Source organism: Pseudomonas sp. MOIL14HWK12:I1, assembly GCF_000510705.1.
GTDB lineage: Bacteria > Pseudomonadota > Gammaproteobacteria > Pseudomonadales > Pseudomonadaceae > Chryseomonas > Chryseomonas oryzihabitans.
The window spans coordinates 315,823-336,107 of sequence record NZ_AZNY01000006.1 but is presented as its reverse complement, the minus strand read 5'-3'; the positions used below and the strand labels follow the sequence as shown (position 1 = coordinate 336,107).

17 protein-coding genes and 1 pseudogene are annotated in these 20,285 nt (G+C 62.6%); 8 read left to right on the top strand and 10 right to left on the bottom strand.

Annotation, left to right across the window (positions count from 1 at the left end):
- The first annotated feature begins 115 nt into the window (after positions 1-115).
- Positions 116-1,285 (top strand): Na+/H+ antiporter NhaA, encoded by a 1,170-nt coding sequence (gene nhaA, locus PSEK12I1_RS0105610; RefSeq protein ID WP_027600923.1) that lies wholly within the window; start codon positions 116-118, stop codon positions 1,283-1,285.
- A 12-nt stretch (positions 1,286-1,297) separates the two neighbouring features.
- Positions 1,298-1,675 (top strand): fluoride efflux transporter CrcB, encoded by a 378-nt coding sequence (gene crcB, locus PSEK12I1_RS0105605; protein WP_027600082.1) that lies wholly within the window; start codon positions 1,298-1,300, stop codon positions 1,673-1,675.
- Between the two features lie 19 nt (positions 1,676-1,694).
- On the opposite strand, the gene PSEK12I1_RS0105600 is transcribed toward crcB, so the two are convergent.
- Together PSEK12I1_RS0105600 and PSEK12I1_RS0105595 are read right to left on the bottom strand one after the other, a co-directional pair.
- Entirely contained in the window at positions 1,695-2,738 is a 1,044-nt protein-coding gene (locus tag PSEK12I1_RS0105600; protein WP_027600922.1) for an acyltransferase, read from the bottom strand.
- 351 nt (positions 2,739-3,089) lie between these two features.
- Positions 3,090-3,611: a hypothetical protein gene (locus PSEK12I1_RS0105595; protein ID WP_027600084.1), complete on the bottom strand. Its 522-nt coding sequence runs from the start codon at positions 3,609-3,611 to the stop codon at positions 3,090-3,092.
- Positions 3,612-3,844: 233 nt separating this feature from the next.
- On the opposite strand from PSEK12I1_RS0105595, the gene PSEK12I1_RS0105590 reads away from it, so the two are divergent.
- On the top strand, positions 3,845-5,281 hold the full coding sequence (locus PSEK12I1_RS0105590; protein ID WP_027600921.1) for a dihydrolipoyl dehydrogenase: 1,437 nt from the start codon (positions 3,845-3,847) through the stop codon (positions 5,279-5,281).
- Between the two features lie 495 nt (positions 5,282-5,776).
- Here the strand turns inward: PSEK12I1_RS0105590 and PSEK12I1_RS25215 are convergent, their stop codons facing one another.
- The 3 genes and pseudogenes from PSEK12I1_RS25215 to PSEK12I1_RS0105580 form a co-directional block, all read right to left on the bottom strand.
- On the bottom strand, positions 5,777-6,544 hold the full coding sequence (locus PSEK12I1_RS25215; protein ID WP_371099676.1) for a methyl-accepting chemotaxis protein: 768 nt from the start codon (positions 6,542-6,544) through the stop codon (positions 5,777-5,779).
- A gap of 87 nt (positions 6,545-6,631) precedes the next feature.
- A pseudogene (locus PSEK12I1_RS25210) lies at positions 6,632-7,639 on the bottom strand (cache domain-containing protein); the annotation flags it as partial.
- Positions 7,640-7,874: 235 nt separating this feature from the next.
- Positions 7,875-9,287, bottom strand: a complete 1,413-nt coding sequence (locus PSEK12I1_RS0105580; protein ID WP_027600919.1) for a sugar porter family MFS transporter — start codon at positions 9,285-9,287, stop codon at positions 7,875-7,877.
- Between the two features lie 370 nt (positions 9,288-9,657).
- Here PSEK12I1_RS0105580 and pip point away from each other — a divergent pair, with 370 nt between their 5' ends.
- On the top strand, positions 9,658-10,638 hold the full coding sequence (pip, locus tag PSEK12I1_RS0105570) for a prolyl aminopeptidase (RefSeq protein WP_027600918.1): 981 nt from the start codon (positions 9,658-9,660) through the stop codon (positions 10,636-10,638).
- Between the two features lie 5 nt (positions 10,639-10,643).
- Here pip and PSEK12I1_RS0105565 read toward each other — a convergent pair whose 3' ends face one another.
- Positions 10,644-11,537 carry a LysR family transcriptional regulator gene (locus PSEK12I1_RS0105565; protein WP_027600917.1) on the bottom strand — a complete coding sequence of 298 codons (894 nt, stop codon included), beginning with the start codon at positions 11,535-11,537 and terminating at the stop codon, positions 10,644-10,646.
- Between the two features lie 96 nt (positions 11,538-11,633).
- On the opposite strand from PSEK12I1_RS0105565, the gene PSEK12I1_RS0105560 reads away from it, so the two are divergent.
- The 4 genes from PSEK12I1_RS0105560 to PSEK12I1_RS0105545 all read left to right on the top strand — a co-directional run bounded on the left by PSEK12I1_RS0105560 (position 11,634) and on the right by PSEK12I1_RS0105545 (position 15,005).
- Entirely contained in the window at positions 11,634-12,803 is a 1,170-nt protein-coding gene (locus tag PSEK12I1_RS0105560; protein ID WP_027600916.1) for an MFS transporter, read from the top strand.
- A 108-nt stretch (positions 12,804-12,911) separates the two neighbouring features.
- Positions 12,912-13,412, top strand: a complete 501-nt coding sequence (locus PSEK12I1_RS0105555) for a GNAT family N-acetyltransferase (RefSeq protein ID WP_027600915.1) — start codon at positions 12,912-12,914, stop codon at positions 13,410-13,412.
- A 102-nt stretch (positions 13,413-13,514) separates the two neighbouring features.
- The gene (locus tag PSEK12I1_RS23575; RefSeq protein WP_042136971.1) at positions 13,515-13,766 is read left to right on the top strand and encodes a hypothetical protein; all 252 of its coding nucleotides are present in this window, start codon (positions 13,515-13,517) and stop codon (positions 13,764-13,766) included.
- A 78-nt stretch (positions 13,767-13,844) separates the two neighbouring features.
- Positions 13,845-15,005 carry a sensor histidine kinase gene (locus PSEK12I1_RS0105545; RefSeq protein ID WP_027600914.1) on the top strand — a complete coding sequence of 387 codons (1,161 nt, stop codon included), beginning with the start codon at positions 13,845-13,847 and terminating at the stop codon, positions 15,003-15,005.
- Positions 15,006-15,063: 58 nt separating this feature from the next.
- Here PSEK12I1_RS0105545 and PSEK12I1_RS0105540 read toward each other — a convergent pair whose 3' ends face one another.
- From PSEK12I1_RS0105540 to PSEK12I1_RS24550, 4 genes are all read right to left on the bottom strand, one after another.
- Positions 15,064-15,546: a hypothetical protein gene (locus PSEK12I1_RS0105540; protein WP_027600913.1), complete on the bottom strand. Its 483-nt coding sequence runs from the start codon at positions 15,544-15,546 to the stop codon at positions 15,064-15,066.
- 113 nt (positions 15,547-15,659) lie between these two features.
- On the bottom strand, positions 15,660-16,781 hold the full coding sequence (locus tag PSEK12I1_RS0105535) for a PPE repeat-containing protein (protein ID WP_027600912.1): 1,122 nt from the start codon (positions 16,779-16,781) through the stop codon (positions 15,660-15,662).
- A 344-nt stretch (positions 16,782-17,125) separates the two neighbouring features.
- Positions 17,126-19,528, bottom strand: a complete 2,403-nt coding sequence (locus PSEK12I1_RS24255; RefSeq protein ID WP_081737462.1) for an AAA family ATPase — start codon at positions 19,526-19,528, stop codon at positions 17,126-17,128.
- Between the two features lie 163 nt (positions 19,529-19,691).
- Entirely contained in the window at positions 19,692-19,997 is a 306-nt protein-coding gene (locus PSEK12I1_RS24550) for a hypothetical protein (RefSeq protein WP_155951355.1), read from the bottom strand.
- Between the last annotated feature and the right edge of the window lie 288 nt (positions 19,998-20,285).

The following is a 20,285-nucleotide window of genomic DNA, read 5'->3' as shown; positions in this document are numbered from 1 at the left end:
GCTGCGACCGCCGCGGCCGTCGTAGTAGGATCATCGGCTGGGTGTCGCCGCAGCCACGCGGTAGGACAGGTTGAATCGAGCGCAGGTCGGGCCGCCGCGCGGAGTACGGCTGCCCATGAACTCTCCCTTTTCTCCGGCCAAGGCCCTGGCCTATCTCAATCGCTTCGTCGCGGCCGAAGCGGCCGGTGGTGTCGTGCTGATGGTGGCCGCCGCCATCGCCCTGATCGTCGCCAACTCGCCGCTGGCCGAGGGCTATTTCGCCAGTCTGCACTGGTATGTGGGTGGTCTGTCCCTCGGTCACTGGATCAACGACGGCCTGATGGCCATCTTCTTCCTGCTGGTGGGGCTGGAGATCAAGCGCGAGATGGCGGTCGGCCAACTCGCCAGCTGGGGCGATCGCGCCCTGCCGGGGCTCGCCGCCCTGGGCGGCATGCTGGTGCCGGCACTGCTCTATGCCCTGGTCAATCGCCACGATCCCCAGACCCTCTCGGGTTGGGCGATTCCCGCCGCCACCGACATCGCCTTCGCCCTGGGCGTGCTGTCGCTGCTGGGTTCGCGGGTGCCGGTGTCGCTCAAGGTGTTTCTCTCCGCCCTGGCGATCCTCGATGACCTCGGCGCCGTGCTGATCATCGCGCTGTTCTACACCAGCGACCTCTCCAGCAGCATGCTGCTGGCCGCGGCCGGTCTGGTGGCGGTGCTGTTCGTGCTCAATCGCCTCAAGGTCACCGCCCTGTTGCCCTATCTGCTGGTGGGGGCGCTGCTATGGTTCTGCATGCTGCGTTCGGGCATCCATGCGACCCTGGCCGGGGTGATCCTGGCGCTGTTCATTCCCCTGGGCGACACCGAGGCCGACGACGCCTCGCCGCTGCTCAAGCTGGAGTCCGCGCTGCATCCCTGGGTGGCCTTCCTGATCGTGCCGCTGTTCGGCTTCGCCAATGCCGGGGTCTCCCTGGCCGGGATGTCACCGGCCAATCTGCTGGATCCGGTGCCCCTGGGCGTGACCCTGGGGCTGTTCCTTGGCAAGCAGATCGGGATTTCCCTGATGGCGGTGCTGGCCATCCGCAGCGGTCTGGCGCGGCTGCCCGAGGGTGCCAGCTGGCTGCAGCTCTACGGCGTGGCGCTGCTCTGCGGCATCGGCTTTACCATGAGCCTGTTCATCGGCGCCCTGGCCTTTCCGGGGGCGCCCTTCCTGGTCGACGAGGTCAAGATCGGCGTGCTGCTGGGGTCGCTGCTGTCGGCCCTGGCGGGCGTTGCCGTCCTGCTCCTCGCCGCCCCTCGCCGTTGAGAGGAGTCTGAGATGCCCTATGCGCTGTTCGCGGTGATGTTTGGCGGTGCCCTCGGCAGCGCCTGTCGCTGGTGGGTCGGTCTGCGGCTGAATGCGCTGTTTCCGCTGCTGCCCCTGGGCACGCTGCTGGTCAATCTGGTCGGTGGCTTCGTGATCGGCCTGGCGCTGGGGCTGTTCTCCCGTTATCCGGGGCTGGAAGCCCAGTGGCGCCTGCTGCTGGTGACCGGCTTCTGTGGCGGCTTCACCACCTTCTCGACCTTTTCCGCCGAGGTGGTGGGATTGCTGCAGAGCGGCCGCCTGGGCTGGGCGGCGCTCACCGTGACCATCCATGTGCTGGGGTCGCTGCTGCTGACCCTGGCCGGTTTTGCCCTGGCCGGTCGTCTCGGCTGAGACGCCCGGCCAGCTGGCCTCAGGCCGGCGCCGCCGGGGCCTGGCGCCGCGGCTTGAATCTCAGCGCCGGCGCCTCGATCAGGTGCCAGGAGAGCACCGCGAACCCCAGGGTCAGGACATAGCTCACCAGCAGGAAACCAGGCAGCGAGAAGCTGTCGGGAAACCAGTGCATGAGCAGTTGCTGGACCGGGAAGTTGAACAGGTAGAGGCCGTAGGAATAGTCGCCGAAGCGGCCGAAGCCATGCAGCACCGGTACCTGCACCTGGGCCAGGTAGATGATCACATAGGCCAGCGACACCAGGTGGATCACCGGCAGGACATGCCAGACGATGGCCGCCAGCGACAGCAGGCAGAGCGCCAGGGCGATCTCCAGGCGCCAGGGGATGCGCGGTCCCGCGAGTTGCAGCAGGGCGCCGGCGAAAAAGAACATGCCCAGGCTGAACACCTTGTGCAGCACGAAGCTGGCGATGCCCATCTGCGGCAGCAGCAGGAAGTTGCCCAGCACCAGCACCACCAGGGTGGCCATGACCACCGAGCGGGTCAGCAGCCCCAGCACCCCGATGATCAGCAGCGACAGGTACATGAACACCTCGTAGGGCAGGGTCCAGTAGCTGCCGTTCACCGTGTCCGGAAAGGGATTGCCGGTGAAGACGCCGGGCAGTTCGAAGCGCGTCATCAAGAGGATGTTCTTGAAGAAGCCCAGGGTCTGACGATCGCTGAAGTAGGCGCTCGTTTCCCGGCTGGTGGCCAGCCAGCCCACCACCAGCACCGAGAACAGCACCGAGACGATCAGCGCCGGAAAGATCCGCAGGGCGCGCTTGAGCAGAAAGTCCAGGGGATTGCGACTGCGCTGGAAGGACGCCGTGATCAGGAAGCCGCTGATCACGAAGAACACATAGACGGCGATGTTGGCCGCGTCGGTGAAGCCGGTGAAGTTGAGGATCGGCTCGGCGCCGATATGCCCCGAGAGCCAGAAGCCGTGGCCGATCACCACGGTGGAGGCCGCGGCGAATCTCAGGAAATCGAAGTTGTTGCGTCCCTGGGGGACGTGGGCGGTAGTCATGTCTGCTCCTCGCAGCCGTGGCCCATGCCGCGGCCACCCTCCGGGAGCGGACTCCGGCTGGACGGCGACGCGAACGGCATCGGCAGAGACGCCCGTCATAAGACGCGCGCAGGCAAAGGCCGCTGCCGGCTGGGCCGGCAACGAAAGGACGACAGCCGACACGATCAGCGAGATCGGCCGGCCGGCGAGGGCAGGGGTGCTATGGGGGGCTGAGCGGCGCGAAAGCGGGCGTCATGCGCCAGGACTCCGGAAAAGCGGTACCGCACGCGGGAACGGGGGCGGCGAGACGCGCGCAGGCGAACGGGGTCTGGGGCCTCCCGGCCGCCCCGGTCATTGCGTGCGCCTCGCTCATCAGGCGCTGGCCTGCAGCGGCTGGTCGTGCACGTCTTGCGACTGTTCCAGGGCGAAGGGTTCCTGGGCGAAGTAGAGGGCGGCGCTCTGGCGGGCGTGATCGCCGAATTCATGGGGATGGCGCATGACGATCCGCTCGAAGGCGCCCGGCTCCAGGCCGTCTTCATAGAAGCCGTTGTGGCACTGCAGGATGCCCGAGGCGCAGACGCTGCGCTCGACCGCGGCGATCAGGCCGCCGGCCCTGAGGCTCTTGACGATGTTGTGCGGCAGCCGCTGGCGGCGACGTAGGCTGGCGGCGGTGTCGCTGAGGGTATCGAGGATCTCGCTCTCGGCGGGCGTCAGCTTGCGTACGTCCAGCTTGGACTTCTGCACCAGGTAGCGACGGGAGAGCAGGCGGGCCTGGTCATTGAGGGCCTTGAGCACCGCGCCGCTGAGTTCACCCCGGGTGAACAGGCCGGTTTCCAGGGCGATCAGATAGGACCAATCGTTGATGAGCGGAATCTTGCTGATGTCACGTTCCATGTGAGTGCCTGCGTCCATTTAAGTTGGCTAATTGAGGATAGGACACCCTCAATGGTTCCAGATGGCCAGTATAAGGTGACGAGTGGCATGGAATTTGACGCTCCTGACAAGAATTGTCGGTTTTTTGTCGAAGTGGGTCACGCCTTGGGGATGCAACCTCAACGTTGCGCTTGGGGTCCCTTGCTGGAGACCTGGCGCGAGTCGGGTAACCCTTCACAACGTCAGGTGATGAGATGAGTGACCCTGCAGCCGCTACGACCCCCGCCGATCTCGAATGTGATGTCGCCGTGATCGGGGCCGGAACCGCCGGCCTCGCCGCCGAACGCGCCGCCCGCCGCCAGGGCGCGCGCACCCTGCTGATCGACGACCGCTGGGCCGGCACCACCTGTGCCTCCGTGGGCTGCATGCCCTCCAAGCTGCTGATCGTCGCCGGGGAGGCTCATCATGCCGTCCGCCGCGCCGGCACCTTCGGCATCGAGGTGGGCAGCGTCAGCGTCGATGGCGCGGCGGTCATGGCGCGGGTGCGGCGCGAGCGCGATCATTTCGTCGCCGCCACCAAGGAGGGTTTCGCCAAGTTGCCCGAGGGCGTGGCCCAGCGCGCGACGGCGCGCTTCGTGGCGCCGGATCGCCTGCAGCTCAGCGATGGTAAGACGATAAGCGCCCGCAGCGTGATCATCGCCACCGGCTCCTACCCTCTGGTGCCGGAACCCTTCGACGCCCTCGGCGAGCGGGCGCTGACCAACGAGACGATCTTCGAACTCCCCGATCTGCCGCGTTCGCTGGCGGTGATCGGCACCGGTCCGGTGGGCCTGGAACTGGCCCAGGCCATGGCCCGCCTCGGTGTGGCCGTCACCCTGTTCGGTCAGGACGATGGCCTGGGCGCGCTGGAGGACCTGGAGGTCAAGGCCGAGTTGCGCAAGATCCTGGAACAGGACCTGACCCTGTACCTCAATGTCGAGGTGGATGCTCGGCGCGAAGGCGAGGGCGTGCGGCTGTCCTGGTCCGGTGCGGCGAGCGGCGAGGGCGACTTTGACTACGTGCTGGTGGCCGCCGGGCGACCGCCGCGGCTGAAGGGCCTGGGGCTGGAGACCACCGGCATCGAGCTGGACGACCATGGCACCCCGGTCTACGACCCCGAGACGATGCAGTGTGGCTCCTCGTCGATCTTTATCGCCGGCGATGCCGACCATGACCGGCCGATCCTCCACGAGGCCTCCGACGAGGGGGCCATCGCCGGGCACAATGCCGCCTGCTATCCCGAGGTCCGACCGACTCCTAGATCGCCGCTGTTTTCGCTGATCTTCACCGATCCTCCGGTGGCCGTGCTGGGCAGTCTGCCCGACCAGGGCAGTCTGATCGGCACCTCGTCCTACCACGACCAGGGCCGCGCCCGGGTCGAGGCGCGCAACCAGGGCATCGCCCGCTTCTATGCCGAACCGGGTACCGGCAAGTTGACCGGCGCGGCCATGGTCGGACCGGGCATGGACCATATCGGTCATCTGCTGGTGCTGGCGCTGATCCACGGCGAGACCGCCAGCTCGCTGCTGGACATGCCCTTCTACCACCCCACTCTCGAAGAGGGCCTCAAGAGCGGCCTGCGCGAGATCTGCAAGGCCGCCCACAGCAACCTGCGTGGCGATCGCGACCAGGGTCTGCCGTCCGGGGCTTGAGGGGGGCTGTTGGGCTCGATCCGCCAGTGGAAAAGGCTGCGCCGTTTTCCACGCTACGGCTTGGCTCAAGGCATCCTCACCCCAACCCTCTCCCAGGGGGAGAGGGGGCTGTCCTGCGCAGCGGGGAGGTTCAACGTCCGTAGGGTGGATAAAGGCGCAACCTTATCCACGCGTTCCCGAACGCCCGGTCTACAAAGAGTCCCGCTGGAGTAACCCGAGGGGCGACTGCTACCACCAGTCCCGTAGGTTGGGTTGAGCGCAGCGAAGCCCAACGAGATGCCCGACCAGCCAGTGGAAAAGGCTGCGCCGTTTTCCACGCTACGGTTTGGCTGAAGGCCCCCTCTCCCAGGGGAGAGGGGGCTGTCCGGCGTAGCAGGGAGGTTCAACGTCCGTAGGGTGGATAACGGCGCAGCCTTATCCACGCGTCCCGGAATCTCGGCCAACAAAAAGCCCCGGGGGATCACCCGCGGGGCTTCTGCTACCGTCAAACAGTCATCACGCCTTGAAGCGCCGCACCAGGCCGTCCAGTTCGCCCGACAGTTGCGACAGGCGCGAGGAGTCGCGGGTGGTGGACTGGGCCAGGCCTTCCACCTGCTGAGCGTCGTCGTGGATCTGGGCGATGTGGCGGTTGATGTCCTCGGCCACCTGGTGCTGTTCCTCGGCCGCCGCTGCGATCTGCAGGGCCTGGTCGCGGATCTCGTCCACCGACTGGCGGATGCCTTCGAAACTGCCACGCGCCTCGCTGATGGAGGCCACGCTGGTCTGCGACAGCTCCAGGCTGGTCTCGATCTGGCGGGTGACCTCCTGGGTGCGCCGCGCCAGGCTGCCGAGCAGGCCGTCGATCTCGCCGGTGGAGTCGGCGGTGCGCTTGGCCAGGGCCCGCACCTCGTCGGCCACCACGGCGAAGCCACGCCCCTGCTCGCCGGCCCGCGCCGCTTCGATGGCGGCGTTGAGCGCCAGCAGGTTGGTCTGTTCGGCGATGCCGCGGATGGTGTCGAGGATGGTGTTGATGTTGTGGCTGTCCTGTTCCAGCACCGCCATGGCCTGGGCCGACTGGGCCAGGCTGCCGCTGAGCTGGTTGACGTTGCCGGTGGCCTTCTCGATCTGGCCGTAGCCTTCCTGCACCTTGTGATGACCGGCGTCGGCGGAGGCCGCGGCCTGGCTGCAGGAACGCGCGACCTCGTTGGAGGTGGCGACCATCTCGTTGAAGGCGGTGGAGACCAGCTCCACGGCTTCGCGCTGGCGCCCGGCGACCTCGTTCATGCTGATCGCCGCCTGGGTGGTGGTCTGCGAGGCCTGTTGCAGGTCGTTGGAGGCCTGGCCGATGCGCTGCACCAGCTGGCGGATGCTGGCGAGGAACTGGTTGAACCAGCCGGCCAGGGTGGCGGTTTCGTCCTTGCCCTGGACGCTGAGACTCTTGGTCAGATCGCCTTCGCCCTGGGCGATGGATTCGAGGCCGGCGGAGACGCCACGGATCGGCCGCACGATCATGCCGGCGAAGGCGGCGCCAAGCACGGCGAACAGCAGCGCCAGCACCGCGGTGATGCCGGCGATCTGCCAGGTCAGGGCGGTGGCCTTGCCCATGACTTCGCTGCGCTCGATCAGGCCGATGAATTTCCAGCCGAGGTCCTTGGCCGGGTAGACGTTGACCATGTAGTCGGTGCCGTTGAGATTGACCTCACCCAGCCCGCTCTGGATGCCGCTGAGGGTCTGGTAGGCGTCGCCCAGCTCCTTGAGCTGCTTGAAGTTGTGCTTGGGGTCGCGCGGGTCGACCAGCACGTTGCCGCTGTCTTCCGCCAGCAGCAGGTAGCCGCTCTGACCCAGGGTGATGCTCTTGACCAGATCGGTGAGCTGCTTGAGCGAGATGTCCAGGCCCACCACGCCGCGGACCTTGCCGCTGGCGTCTTCCATGGTCCGCACCACGCCCATCAGCGAGACGTCGTCGGTGGCCCAGTAGTAGGCCGGGGTGCGCACCACCTTGCCGGGATTGTTCATGGCCGCCTGGTACCAGGGGCGCACGCGCGGATCGTAGTTGGCCAGCTTGGCGTCGTCCGGCCAGCTGACATAGCCGCCATCGGCCAGGCCGACCGACAGGTAGGCGGTGGTGGGGTGGGTCTTGGCGAAGCGGGTGAAATAGGCCAGCGCCTGCTGGCCGGCTTCCGGCTGCGGCAACTGGGCGGCGTCGGCGCCGCTGTAGTTCTTCAGGCCTTGCAGCGCGACGATGTTCGGCTCCTTGGCGAGGAAGTCGACGTTCTGCTGGATGCCGGAGAAGAACTGCTGGATGTTGCGGTCGATCTGGCGGATTTCGCGCCCGCTGCCGTCGAGGAAGTCGCCGGTGGCCTGGCTGCGCACGTTCATGATGACCACGCCCGCCACCAGGATCACCGGGAGGCAGGCGGTTACCGCGAAAAGCGAGGTGAGTTTTTGCTTGATGTTCATCGAAAGCCCCGGTCGCGCCCTGGCGCGAAGAATGACGGCGACATGCCTTCACTCTGCATCGGCCCGGAAAAGTCCGACTTGATACGGGATGAGAAATTATTCCATCTGGTCCGTAGCAAGCCGGAAAATCGCCGATCGGTCGGCTAACGACCCGCTATAACTCTTTCTTCAGATGACGTTCGATTTCTTCCAGGGACTTGCCGCGGGTCTCCGGCAGGCAGAAATAGACGAACAACAACGAGCCCAGGTTGATGGCGGCGAACACATAGAAGGTGTAGTTGCCGATGGCTTCCAGGGCCACCGGAAAGCTGAAGGCCACGGTGGCGTTGCACAGCCACTGCACGGCCACCGCCACCCCGGTCAGCAGGCCACGGACCTGGTTGGGAAACAGCTCGGACATCAGTAGCCAGTAGACCGGCGCGATGCACATCTGCATGAACAGCAGGAACACCAGGATGCAGGCCAGCGCCAGGTAGCTCTGGGTGAGGTCCTGTGGCAGCCACAGCAGCACGCTGCCCAGCGCCAGTTGCGCGACGACCACGATCACCAGGCCGATCAGCAGCAGGGTACGGCGTCCGGCGCGGCCGATGGCCCAGATGCCGAGCAGGGTGGCGATCACCGAGACCACGCCGTTGCCGATGGTGGCGGTCAGGGCCGCGCTGGTGCCCATGCCGGTGCTCTTGAGGATGATCGGCGTGTAGTACATGAAGGCGTTGACCCCGGTGAACTGGGCGACGAAGCCCAGGCCGATGCCCAGCAGGAGCAACTTGACCACCCAGCCCTGGCTCAGCAATTCGCGCAATGGCGGGCGATGCCTGGCCTGTTCCTCGCTCTCGCGCATCTCCTCGACCTCGCGCTGCACCTCCTCGGGGGTGTCGCGCAGGCGTTCCAGCACGGCTTCGGCTTCTTCGATCCGACCCTTGGCCGCCAGCCAGCGCGGCGAGGTGGGCAAGAGAAAGGTACCGGCGAACAGCAGGATGCCCGGCACCATGGCGATGGCCAGCATGTAGCGCCAGATGCCGTTGTCGTGCACCAGCCAGGCGAGCAGGGCGCTGAGCACATAGGCCAGCAGCTGGCCGCTGACGATCATCAGTTCGTTGCGACTCACCAGGCGACCGCGGCGCTTGGGGCCGGCGATCTCGGCGATGAACACCGGCACCGTGGCCGACCCGCCGCCCACCGCCAGGCCGAGCACGAAGCGTGCGACCACCATCAGTTCCACCGAGGGCGCCACCGCGGTGCCCAGGGCGCCGACGACGAAGAGGATCGACAGCAGGCGCAGGGTGGTGCGGCGGCCATAGCGATCGGCGAGATAACCCGCCGCCAGCGAACCGAAGGCCGCGCCGACGATCAGGGCGGCGGTAACCAGCCCCTCGGTATAGGCATTGAGGCCCAGGCCGCCCTGGTCGGGTGGCAGGGTCATGAAGGGCAGGGTGCCGGCGATGATGCCGGTGTCGTAGCCGAAGGCCAGGGCGCCCATGGTGGCGACCAGCACGGTAATGAAGATCAGCCGGCGGGCCGAAGCCTTCTGGTCGGGGTCGACGGCGGGGGAAGCGGAAGCGGACATGGCAGAGCGGGATCCTGGCAAGACACGAAGGGGGCCGGCAGCGGGCGCCCCCAGGCCAGCGAAGCGAACGAATGCAACGTTTCGAGTCAGCGAAGGGGCGCCACGAGTGCAGGCGTGGGGGATTAGGGCGGGGATGCCGGCTGGAGTTCCCCAGGGCGCGTGGCAGTCCCGTTCCGACCAACGGGCCGCGCCGCAGGCGCGGCGCGAGGGGTTTTCGCGAAGGGCCCGCCTTGAGCCCCGCAAGCCCACCGGCGCTTGGCGTGCAGCCCGGCACGGGTGCGGCAGGCAGCCGTTTTGCGGCGCCGCTTCGACTGGAACTCGGGCGGCCGGCGCTGGCTCAGCTACCTCGAAGCCCACCTGAGAAACGACCATGGATGCACCCTGCGCCGTCACCTACCAGCTCTTTCCGGAAATCGAGCAGCCCAACCGCAGCGGTCGGCTGCGAGTGAGCGCGTTGCACGAACTCTACTGGGAGGAATGCGGCAATCCCCAGGGCGTGCCGGTGGTCTACCTGCACGGCGGACCGGGCGAAGGGGCCGAGCCCAGCAAGAGGCGCTTCTGGGATCCGGATCACTACCGCATCGTGCTGTTCGATCAGCGCGGCGCCCTGAGATCCACCCCCCTGGCCGAAACCCGCGACAACACCACCCAGCACCTCATCGATGACCTTGAACGGTTGCGCGAGCACCTGGGCATCGAGCGCTGGCTGCTCACCGCCGGCTCCTGGGGCACCACCCTGGCGCTGGCCTATGGCGAAGCCCATCCCGAGCGCTGCCTGGGTTTCCTGCTGCGCGGCATCTTTCTCGGCACCTCCGACGAGGTGCACTGGTACCTGCACGGCATGCGGCGCTTCTTCCCCCGTGCCTACGAGGATTTCGTCAGCTGGATTCCGGAAGACCGGCGCGATGCCGCTCTGGACGCCTACCTCGAACGTCTGCTCGGCGCAGACCCGCAGGCGCGCCTGGAGGCCGCCCGGGCCTGGGTACGTTATTCAGCCAGCTGTTCCCTGCTGCGTCACGATCCGGAAGGCGTGGAGGCCCAGGCCGCCGACGAGCAGACCACCCTGGGCATGGCCGTGCTCGACGCCTGGTACTTCAAGCATCAGCTCTTTCTCGAAGAAGACCAGTTGATCCAGGGCCTGGCGCGCATCCGCCAGCTGCCCTGCTACCTGGTCCAGGGCGGTCACGACATGATCGCCACACCCAATTCTGCCTACCGGCTGCACAAGGCCTGGCCCGGCTCGGTGCTCAAGATCGTCAACGACGCCGGCCATGCGCCCACGGAGCCCGGCACCACCAGTGCCCTGATCGAAGCCACGGAGCGTTTCAAGCGGGACGGGCGCTTCGCCTGAGGGCGTCAGCTGCCCAGCCGCTCCACCAGGAAATCCACGAACACCCGTACCCGCGCCGGCATGGTCGAGCCGCCGACGAAGACCGCGTGGATGGGCTCCAGATCGCCCGGATTCCAGGCCTCCAGCAAAGGCACCAGGGCGCCGCTGCGCAGGTCGTCGGCCACGCTGAATTCCCCGATGCGGGCGATGCCGGCGCCTTCGCGGGCCAGCAGCGCCAGGGCCTCGCCGCTGTTGCACTCGATGTTGCCGCTGATCTTCAGGGCGAAGGCCTGGCCATCACGCACGAAGGGCCAGTCGGGCAGGGCGCGGCGAAAGTTGAATCTCAGGCAGTTGTGGTTGAGCAGGTCTTCCGGCACCTGGGGTGTGCCGTGGCGGGCGAGATAGGCCGGCGAGGCCACCACCACCTGCCCGGTGACGCCGATGGGGCGGGCGCTCAGGGGGCTGTCGGCCAGCTGGCCGAAGCGGATCGCCACGTCGGCCTGGCCAGCGAGGATGTCCACCACCTCGTCGCCCAGCGCAAGGTCCACGACGATGTCCGGATAGCGGGCGCTGAAGGCCGCCACCAGCGGCACCATGGTCATGCGGCCATGGCCGAGGGCGGCGCTGACGCGCAGGCGCCCACGCGGTACGCCCTGGTCGGCGATGGCGTCTTCCACCTCGGCCAGGTCCGCCAGGATCCGTCGCGCCGCGCGCAGATAGGCCTCGCCCTCGACCGTGAGGGTGATGGCCCGGGTGGTGCGCAACAGCAGTCGCGTGCCGAGGCGCTGCTCGGTACGGGCGATGGAGCGACTCACCGCCGAAGGCGTCAGGCGCAGGGCTCTGGCGGCGGCGGACAGGCTGCCGGCCTCCACCACCTGGGCGAATACCGCCATCTCTCCCGAGCGACCATTCAGATCCACTTGTGACTCCAGGGCAAAGGTGCATGCCAAAACCGCCGTCTACCGGCGCTTGAGCGGGGAGCTTAGCATTCGCAGCATAGATAAGGAGCCTTTCCCATGCGTATCAATCCACCCCTGCTGGCCCTGGCCACCGGTGCCTTCGGCATCGGCGTCACCGAATTCGCGCCCATGGGCATGCTGCCGGGCATCGCCGCCGATCTTGGCGTGTCCATTCCGGCGGCGGGTCTCTTGATCAGCGCCTATGCCCTGGGCGTACTGATCGGCGCGCCCCTGATGACCCTGACCACCGGCCGCATTCCGCGCCGTCATCTGCTGATCGGCCTGATGGCCATCTTCACCCTCGGTAACCTGATGTCGGCGCTGGCGACCGACTACACCAGCCTGCTGATCGCCCGGGTGGTGACCTCGCTCAACCATGGCGCCTTCTTTGGCGTCGGCGCCCTGGTGGCGGCCAGCGTGGTCGCCCCGGACAAGCGCGCCGGGGCGGTCGCCGCCATGTTCATGGGCCTGACCCTGGCGACCATCGGCGGGGTGCCCCTGGCCACCTGGTTCGGCGAATTGCTCGGCTGGCGCCAGGCCTTCTGGGGCATCGCCGGACTCGGCCTGCTGACCATGGCCGCGCTCTGGTTCGCCCTGCCCAACGTGGCCCTGCCGCCGAGCGACGGGGTACTGGCCGAGATCCGCGTGCTGGGTCGCCCGCCGGTGCTGGCCGCCCTGGGTCTGACCGTGGTCGGCTCCGGTGCCATGTTCACCGTCTTCACCTATATCGCGCCGATCCTCGCCCGCGAGACCCATGGCTCCACGGCCTTCATTACCGCCATGCTGGTGCTGTTCGGCGTTGGCCTGACCCTGGGCAACCTCTGGGGCGGCAAGGCGGCGGACAAATCCATCGACCGCACCCTGATCGCCTCCCTGGGCGTGCTCATCGTGGTGCTGCTGGCCTTCAGCGTGCTGATGCGCTGGCCGTTGGCGGCTGCCGTGGCCATCCTCGTCTGGGGCATCGCCAGCTTCGCCCTGGTGCCGCCGCTGCAGATGCGCGTGATGGAAGCCGCCAAGGACGCCCCCAACCTGGCTTCGGCGGTCAACATCGGCGCCTTCAACCTGGGCAATGCCCTCGGTGCGGCCCTGGGCGGCGCGGTGATCGACGCCGGTCTCGGCTATCCGGCGATCTCCCTGGCCGGCGCCGGCATGGCCGCCCTGGGCCTGCTGATGACCCTGGCGCTGGCCTGGCGCGGTCGGGCCGCCGGGGCCGCGGTAGCCGGGTAGCCACGACACCTGCGGCGATCCGCTTTCCGCGAGCGTCGCAATCAGACTGGCACCACCCCTGTCGCTCTGGTCACAATCGGGTCTGACCTTTTCCAGGGAGTCTTGGCGATGGACCGGACCTGCACCACCTTCTACCTCGAAATGACGGCTTCGACCGAGTTGCGCGAGAAGCCGCCACGGCCCGACCTGCAGATCGTCGAGTGCGAGGTGCCGCAACCCGAATTCAATCGCTTTCTCTATGCCCTGGTCGGCCAGGCCTGGGACTGGAGCGATCTGAACGGCTGGAGCGACGCCCAGTGGCGCGCGCTGGTGGAGCAGGACGGGCACCGCACCTGGGTCGCCTATCACCGCGGCGCTATCGCCGGTTACTACGAGCTGTACCGCCCGGACGGCCGCAACGTCGAGATCCGCTACTTCGGCCTGGCCGGCGCCTTCATGGGCCTGGGCTTCGGCGGTCCGTTGCTGAGCCATGCACTCCGTTCCGCCTGGGAGTGGCCCGGCACCGAGCGCGTCTGGGTGCATACCTGCACCCTGGATCATCCCGCCGCGCTGGCCAACTACCAGGCGCGTGGAATGCGGATCTATCGCGAGGAAGACGCGCCCCTCTGAGGCGCTGCGCCAGCCGTTCGGTGCGTCACCCTCGACGCACTGAACGCCCGATCGTTGTTTCCAGTCCGACTATTCAGAAACGACCTTCTGTGGATAGACGGCATGCAAGCACTGAAAAGCCAGTTGGCGGCGCTGGACCCGCCCATCAAGCACGAGATCCAGTCCCAGGGTGACAACCTCCTGATCACCCTCATCGATCCCGCCCGGCCGGCGCGGGTGTCGCGCGTGCTCAACCAGACCCTGGTGCGCAACACCGCGCTGCTCTACGAGGTGATCCGCGACGCCATCAACGAATTACGCGCCATCGGCAGCCTGCCGGCCATCACCGCGGACGAGATATATCCGGACGACTAGCGACGGCGGATGGCCCGGGTCAGCGCTCGCTGACGCCGTTATCCCGGTGCCTTGCTCATGCTAGAAGGAAAGCCTTCGATGAACGATGAACAGCGGGTCCAGGCCCTTACCCAGCGGCAAAAGCTGCTGGCGGACTTTGGCGACTTCGCGCTGCGCTGCGAGGACCTGGACGAGATCCTCATGCGCGCCTGCCACTTGGTGGGCGATGCCCTCGGCACCGAGCTGTCCAAGGTGCTGGAGATCGAGCGCGGCGAGCACCAGGCGCTGGTCCGCGCCGGGGTCGGCTGGAAACCCGGGGTGGTGGGCCAGGCCAAGGTGTCCCTCGGCGAGCGCTCCTCCGAAGCCTATTCGATCAAGGTCAGCCGCCCGGTCATCACCCCGAACATCCACCAGGAAGAGCGCTTCGACCTGGCCGACTTCCTGCGCGAGCACGGCGTCCAGGCGCTGGTGAACGTGCCGATCTTCCTGCCCGGCGGCCGGCCCTATGGCCTGTTGCAGGTCGATGCGCGCGAGCCGCGGGACTTCGGCGAAGAAGACGTGGAATTCCTGCGCACCTACGCCACCATCCTCGGCCCGGTCATCGACCGCCTGCTCAAGAGCAGCGACCTCAACGACGCCCTGCAGGCCAACACCCGGCTGATGCAGGAGATGCAGCACCGCATCAAGAACCACATCGCCATCATCGCCGGCTTGGTCTGGCTGAGATCCCGCGCGGCTCAGTCCGACGAGGCCTGCCAGGAGCTGCAGGGCATCGGCGCGCGCATCGACGCCCTGCGCCTGGTCCACGAGCAGCTCTATGCGGCCAACACCGCCCAGCAACTGCGGCTGCGGCCCTTCGTCATGCAGCTGCTGGAGAATCTCTGCCACCTGCACCAGGAGCACTCCGGCCAGGTGCGGCTGCAGATCAACATCGCCGACGTCGACCTGGACCCGGACACCGCCGTGCCCCTGGGCATGATCCTCACCGAATTCGCCTCCAACAGCCTCAAGTATGCCTTCGAGGGCGAGGGCGGCCTGCTGGCGGTGGACATCGACCTCGCCGAGGACGACACCTGGCGCGTGCGCATCCAGGACGACGGCAAGGGCCTGCCGTTGCAGACCTCCGCCCGCAAGCCCGGCTCGGGCACCGGCATGAAGCTGATCGAGGGCCTCGCCGGCCAGATCGGCGCCCACGCCCAATGGTCCCGCGCCGGCGAGCGCGGCACCGAGTTGCGGCTGAGCTTCAGGGTGAAGGGGTAGAGGCTTCAGCTGCTGCCTTCTTTGCTGCCGTAGTGCGAGCAGGTGCGCCTAGCCAGCATCAGGCCTTGGCGCTCACTCCGCCAGTGCTTTCGCCGGCTTTCTTCAGGGCTTCGGTATAGGCGGCGTAGGCCGTCGTCAGGGCTTGGCTGGCGGCGGCGACATTGGCCTGGGCGGCTTCGCGCGCAGCCTGGCTGGCTTCCTGCTCGGCCTTGCTGCCGCCCTTGCTCTGGGCTTCCACCGCGCGCAATTGCTTCTGCGCCAGCTCCAGTTGCCGCTTGGCCATGTCGATGGCCTTCTGCAGGGTATCCAGGGTCTTGTTGCCGGTGCTGCCCTTCTCGCTGGCAGGGGCAGCGTCGGCTTCGGCCTGGTCCTTGATCTGGTTCAGCGGATTGGGCTTGCCGATCCCCTTGGGCTTCTTGGATCGCTCGACCTTGGCCGCCTCTTCCTCGGCGGTGGGCTTGGCCGTCGCGCCACCCAGCCTGAGCGTGGGCGCGCGCAAGATGCCGTGGCCGATGCCATTCACCGACAGCGTGCTGGACATCGCGGACTCCTTGAAAGGTACATCTCAAGGATAACGGCCGCGTGGGGCAAAGATTGAGCGAGAGTGGCGGCGGGGCCCTCGGCGGCCGCCGGAGGGGCCCCGCTGATGCCTGGCTACTGGCTGATGACGGCGTGGTTGGAGAAGCCGCTCTGGGTCAGGTTGATGGCATTGCCCGCGGTGCTCTGGGTGAGGTCGGCGGTGTGCTGGCTGCCGCTCTGGGCGACGGTGATGCTGGAAGCATTACCGGTCACGTAGGCCGTCACCCCAAGATTGTCGCCCTGCTGATCGACCTTCAGCTGGCCGTCGTTGCCCAGGTAATAGGCAGTGATGCCATTGGCGTCGCCGTTGGACGCCAGATCCAGCTGATTACCCTCGCCGGAGACGGTGGCAGAGGCGCCATTGCCGTTACCTGTCTGCGCCAGGGTCAGCTTGCTGCCCACGCCATAGACATTCACGTCCGCGCGGTTGAGATCGCCGCGCTGGGCGATGTCGACGGTACTGGGCCGCGAGTAGCTGCTGGAGTGCCGAACGCGGGCATCGTTGCCGTTGCCCTCCTGCACCACCTTGGAATCCACCCGCTCGCCGCCTTGCTTGAGGCCGACATAGTTGTCATTGCCGCGCTGCTCGACGATCGTGGTCGAGTCCTCGCCGTTCTGACTCACCCAGGCCTCGTTGCGCAGGCCGAAGCTGGTCACCTGCAGGTCCTGGCGGTCACCGTTCTGAGCCAGGTCCAGCTTGCCGTTGAGTCCATCCTGGCGGACCGTCAGGGTGTTCTGGCCCGCGGCGTAGCTGCTCTGCTCGATGTCGATCCGGTGATAGCCGCCATCCTGGTGGACATAGGTGTCCTGCCGCAAGCCGCTCTGCCGCACCACCGTCTCGTTGCCGCTGCCCGGTCCCTGATCGATCTGCACCCGGTCATAGCCGCCATCGCGCTGCTCGATATCCACCAGGCGCTGCGACCCCCAGACCTGATTGACCTCGACCACGCTCCTGGCATTGGTCTGCACCACCCGCACGCGGTCGTCGGCATCGTTCTGCTGGGTGACCTGGGCATTGAGAAAACTGCCGTTCTGCTGGATATCTGCCTGGTTACGCGCCGACAGCTCGCTGCCCTGGTTCAGGTTCACCACATTGAAGCCGCCGTTCTGCTGGACGTTGGCCGTATTGGATGCGGCCCAGGCGGCACCGGTGTTGGCCAGCAGCAACGCGACCATGAGGGAGCGGGAGGTTTGCATGGGGACGGTCCTTGTGAGGCTTTTGTTTGCAGTAGAGGCTAAAAATTAAGGAGAAGGGCGGGGTCTACTACAGAAGGATGGTCTGATTTATGACGTCACATGCACAATAGATCGAAAGAGTGATAATTTTTGAATTATCACTCCGAGCCGGTTTTTGACTTTTATTGTAGAGCTGTTACTGATGGCTGAGTCCGGAAATATAGCTTTCTAGATATGTTTTATCTTGAGTTTTACATGCATTTGATTGTGGGGTCCGTCTGTCTCGATCTCACTAGTTATTAAAAGCACTAGTGAGATCTTTTGAAAGATTAAAAAGCTGCTTGAATTTGCTATTTAGGAGCGCGCTAGTTATGGATTCCAACGCTTTTTAAAAGGGATTGGTATTGGTGCGGGTCATTTTTTTTGATGCATTCTATAATTAGTTTGGCAGAAATTTGCATCTCGGGTATTTCAACTGGCGTTGAACCTCGCTCAAAAACTCCTGCTAGGTGCGAGTACTCATTGTTTATACGGTTGGTCAGTATTGCTGGTATATCGTCCCCAAAGAATTTTTCAATCGTTTCATCAGTCATTCCACGATCTGGGTATTTGTAATAAAGGTATATCTCGAAAAATTTTCTTGCATTATTGCCAAAGTTGTAGAATGCGGTATAGTTTCCGTCGTCAATATGTTCTAGCTGCGAGCATTTGTATATCTCGCTAAACAGATAGTTGAATTCAGTCACGTAGTTTTTAAGGTAATCGGGCATTATCTTTATTTGACTGCTGCTGTTTACTCTGTTTGTCGTAAAATATTCAGAGGTTTTGTTACTACCTGCGCCTGGTAGTCTCTTTAAGTACTTCAAGAATTCCAGGTTGTGCGTCGATATAAAAAGTTGACTATGCTTGGGTATCTTTTTTTCTTCGCCGTCTTCAATGCGGGTTTCTGGCGACATTATCTCCGCATGTATTAGGCTGTATACGAAAAAAATGTGATTAGAGTCGAGGCTGCAGATAGGGTCATCAATCCAGATTATAGGTTGCTTTCCTTTTGTCTCATGGTCGTTTAGTTTTGCCATAAAATAGCAAAACGCAATTAGACTGCATTCCCCCTCGCTAAGGTGGAAAGCTTTAGCTCCTTTGCGACTTACTTCGAATCGAATAGATTTGTAGTTCTCTGTGCTAGGCTCTTCGATTGAAGTTAATTGTAGTCCTTGGTGTTCAAAAAAATTGTCTAAGTATTCGTTGACCTTTTCAGCGCCTTTGCTTTCATCCTTCAGTTGTGCTCGTAGGCTAGAGATATGATTTTTTAAATTATTGACTTGATCGAGTAGTAGGTTTTTTCTAGTCAAATCGGCTTGCTGTTCTTTTGCTAGCTTTTGGATTTCATCTAGAGCAGAGTTATAGTCAATATCTATCAAAAAAATGAATACTTCATGCAGCCTTAGTGCTTGGCGCGACTCTTGCTGTTTTGCATCGAGGATAGAAGAGAACTCGTTCGATCTTTTTATTATTGCTTCAAGGTCGTCTTGCGCTTCAAGAATTGACGATTTAGAATTTTTTACCTCCATGAAGGTAAGTGGCTTGAATATATTCAGGCTTCTGTTGTATAGCTGCGCTGCAACACTTTCTAGTGTGTCTATTTGCTCAAGCTTGGCGGTATGAAATATTGATTCAATAGTTTCTAGGTCTTTTGAAAATACTGAATAGAGTTCTGACGGCTTAATTGTAGTGTGTTTTTCTATATTTGTTTTTTCGGTATTTATTTTGGAAATGTGTTGTTGGATTTCGATGCGTAAAAACTCCGATTCTTGGTTGAAATGGTCGTCTAGTTTTTTCCAAAGGCTCTTGCTTATAGGGTTTCCACAAAATCCGCAATGATCTTTTTTGTCTTCGTGTATTAGTTTTCCTTGGCGAACCCAGTTTTCCAACGTGGTATCGTTTAAAAGCTCTTGCAGTCTGTCAGATAGAGGAATCTTTTTCTCTACGAGTAGTTTTGCCTTGTCGAGTAGAGATTCCAATGGTGTCTCAATTCTTTTGGGTGTGGCTATTTCCGGCTTAAGTTCTTCCTTTAAAAGTGAGTGGTGCGCGCTGATAACTTCCAAGTCGATATCGATATAGCTTTCCAGGCTAACTGTTTTTATATCTGAATTTAGTTTGTTTATATTGTAATTGGCGTCTCCAAAGTATTTGTTATGTTTTATTCCTGTGCTCGGCTTGTTCGCCTTGTCTTTCAGTCTAGAATCTAAGTGGTCTTCTTTTCTTTTGAGTTCGGTGGTGGTTGAAAGGTATTTTTGATTTGCAACTTCCAGGCTGCCTAAGACTCCTGAGTTTTGGCTTCCAAGCTCTAGCTCAAGAGCTAAGATTTTTTCCTCGATTTGAGAGTTATTCTCTCCTAATACTGCGAATGGACTTATAGATTTCGAGTCATCTGAAATGAATTTCAAATTTTCTTTGACAAAATCTTCATTGAATACTCGAATGTTTAGGTTGTGGCTGTTTCTGTTTATATGGCTTGCAATCTCCTTTTTATTAAAAATCACTTCAAATTCTGGGCTGCTGTAGTTTTCAGATATGTTTCCGGTTTCTAGTGATCTTATTATTCTTGATAAGGTGGTTTTTCCGGAATAATTTCTCCCGTATATTATGTTTAGCGCTTTAAACTCGGCTACATTATTTCCTTTGTCTCTAACGGATTTAGCCCAATCGAAGTCGTCAAAAACAGCGATATTTCTGATTTTCGAGATCTTATTTATAATTCCGTTCATCTCTGTTCCTTGTCTATGAGCGCTAATCGGGTTTTGGTGTATTCGTTTGTATGGCTAAAAGTTTATCTTGCTTTTTTATGCTGTTATTTCTAATATTTTGGCTGGGCAAATTTTGCTGACCTGAATATATTTGCCTAGAATAAGTGGATGGCTTTAAATAGCGTTAAAAGCTATAGGTCTGACTTGAATGCCAATGTACGGTTAATCGGGTCTGATTGGTGATTTCGAATTTTTGAATTTTAATGGTCGAATATTTAGCTTGTACCTTTATGGGATGCAGGCTATGAAATTTACACACACAAACTTTGTGAGGATGCAGCCTATCGACAGGCACCAGTAGCCAGACGAATAGCAGGGTAGAACGCTGAGCCTTGCGGCGGCGGTGGTAGTCGGGAACGGCGTCGAGTTCGGCGATGAGCGCGGCGCGGTAGTCTTGCGCGGTCTTGCCGTGACGGTCTTTGGGTGGCATGGCGGCGTCCTGGCCGGGGCCGAGACGAGGGATCGTGACGGCTGCTTCCTTGTGATGGAGTTCACGGTAGGTGGCGGGTAGCAGAGCGTCAAGGCTGGCGAAGTGCCGGAATCGCATCCGTTCGCGCAATCAAGTCGGACGATTTTGCGTGCGATAGGGTTGAAACCCGCGAGTAGCCAGGGGCCGGCTTTTAGCAAAGCCGTGGCAGCAACCTAAGACGCGGCTATCGGAGCCGACGAGCTGTCACCACGACCCTTCAGACGGTCACAGCAGTCAGGGCTTAATCCA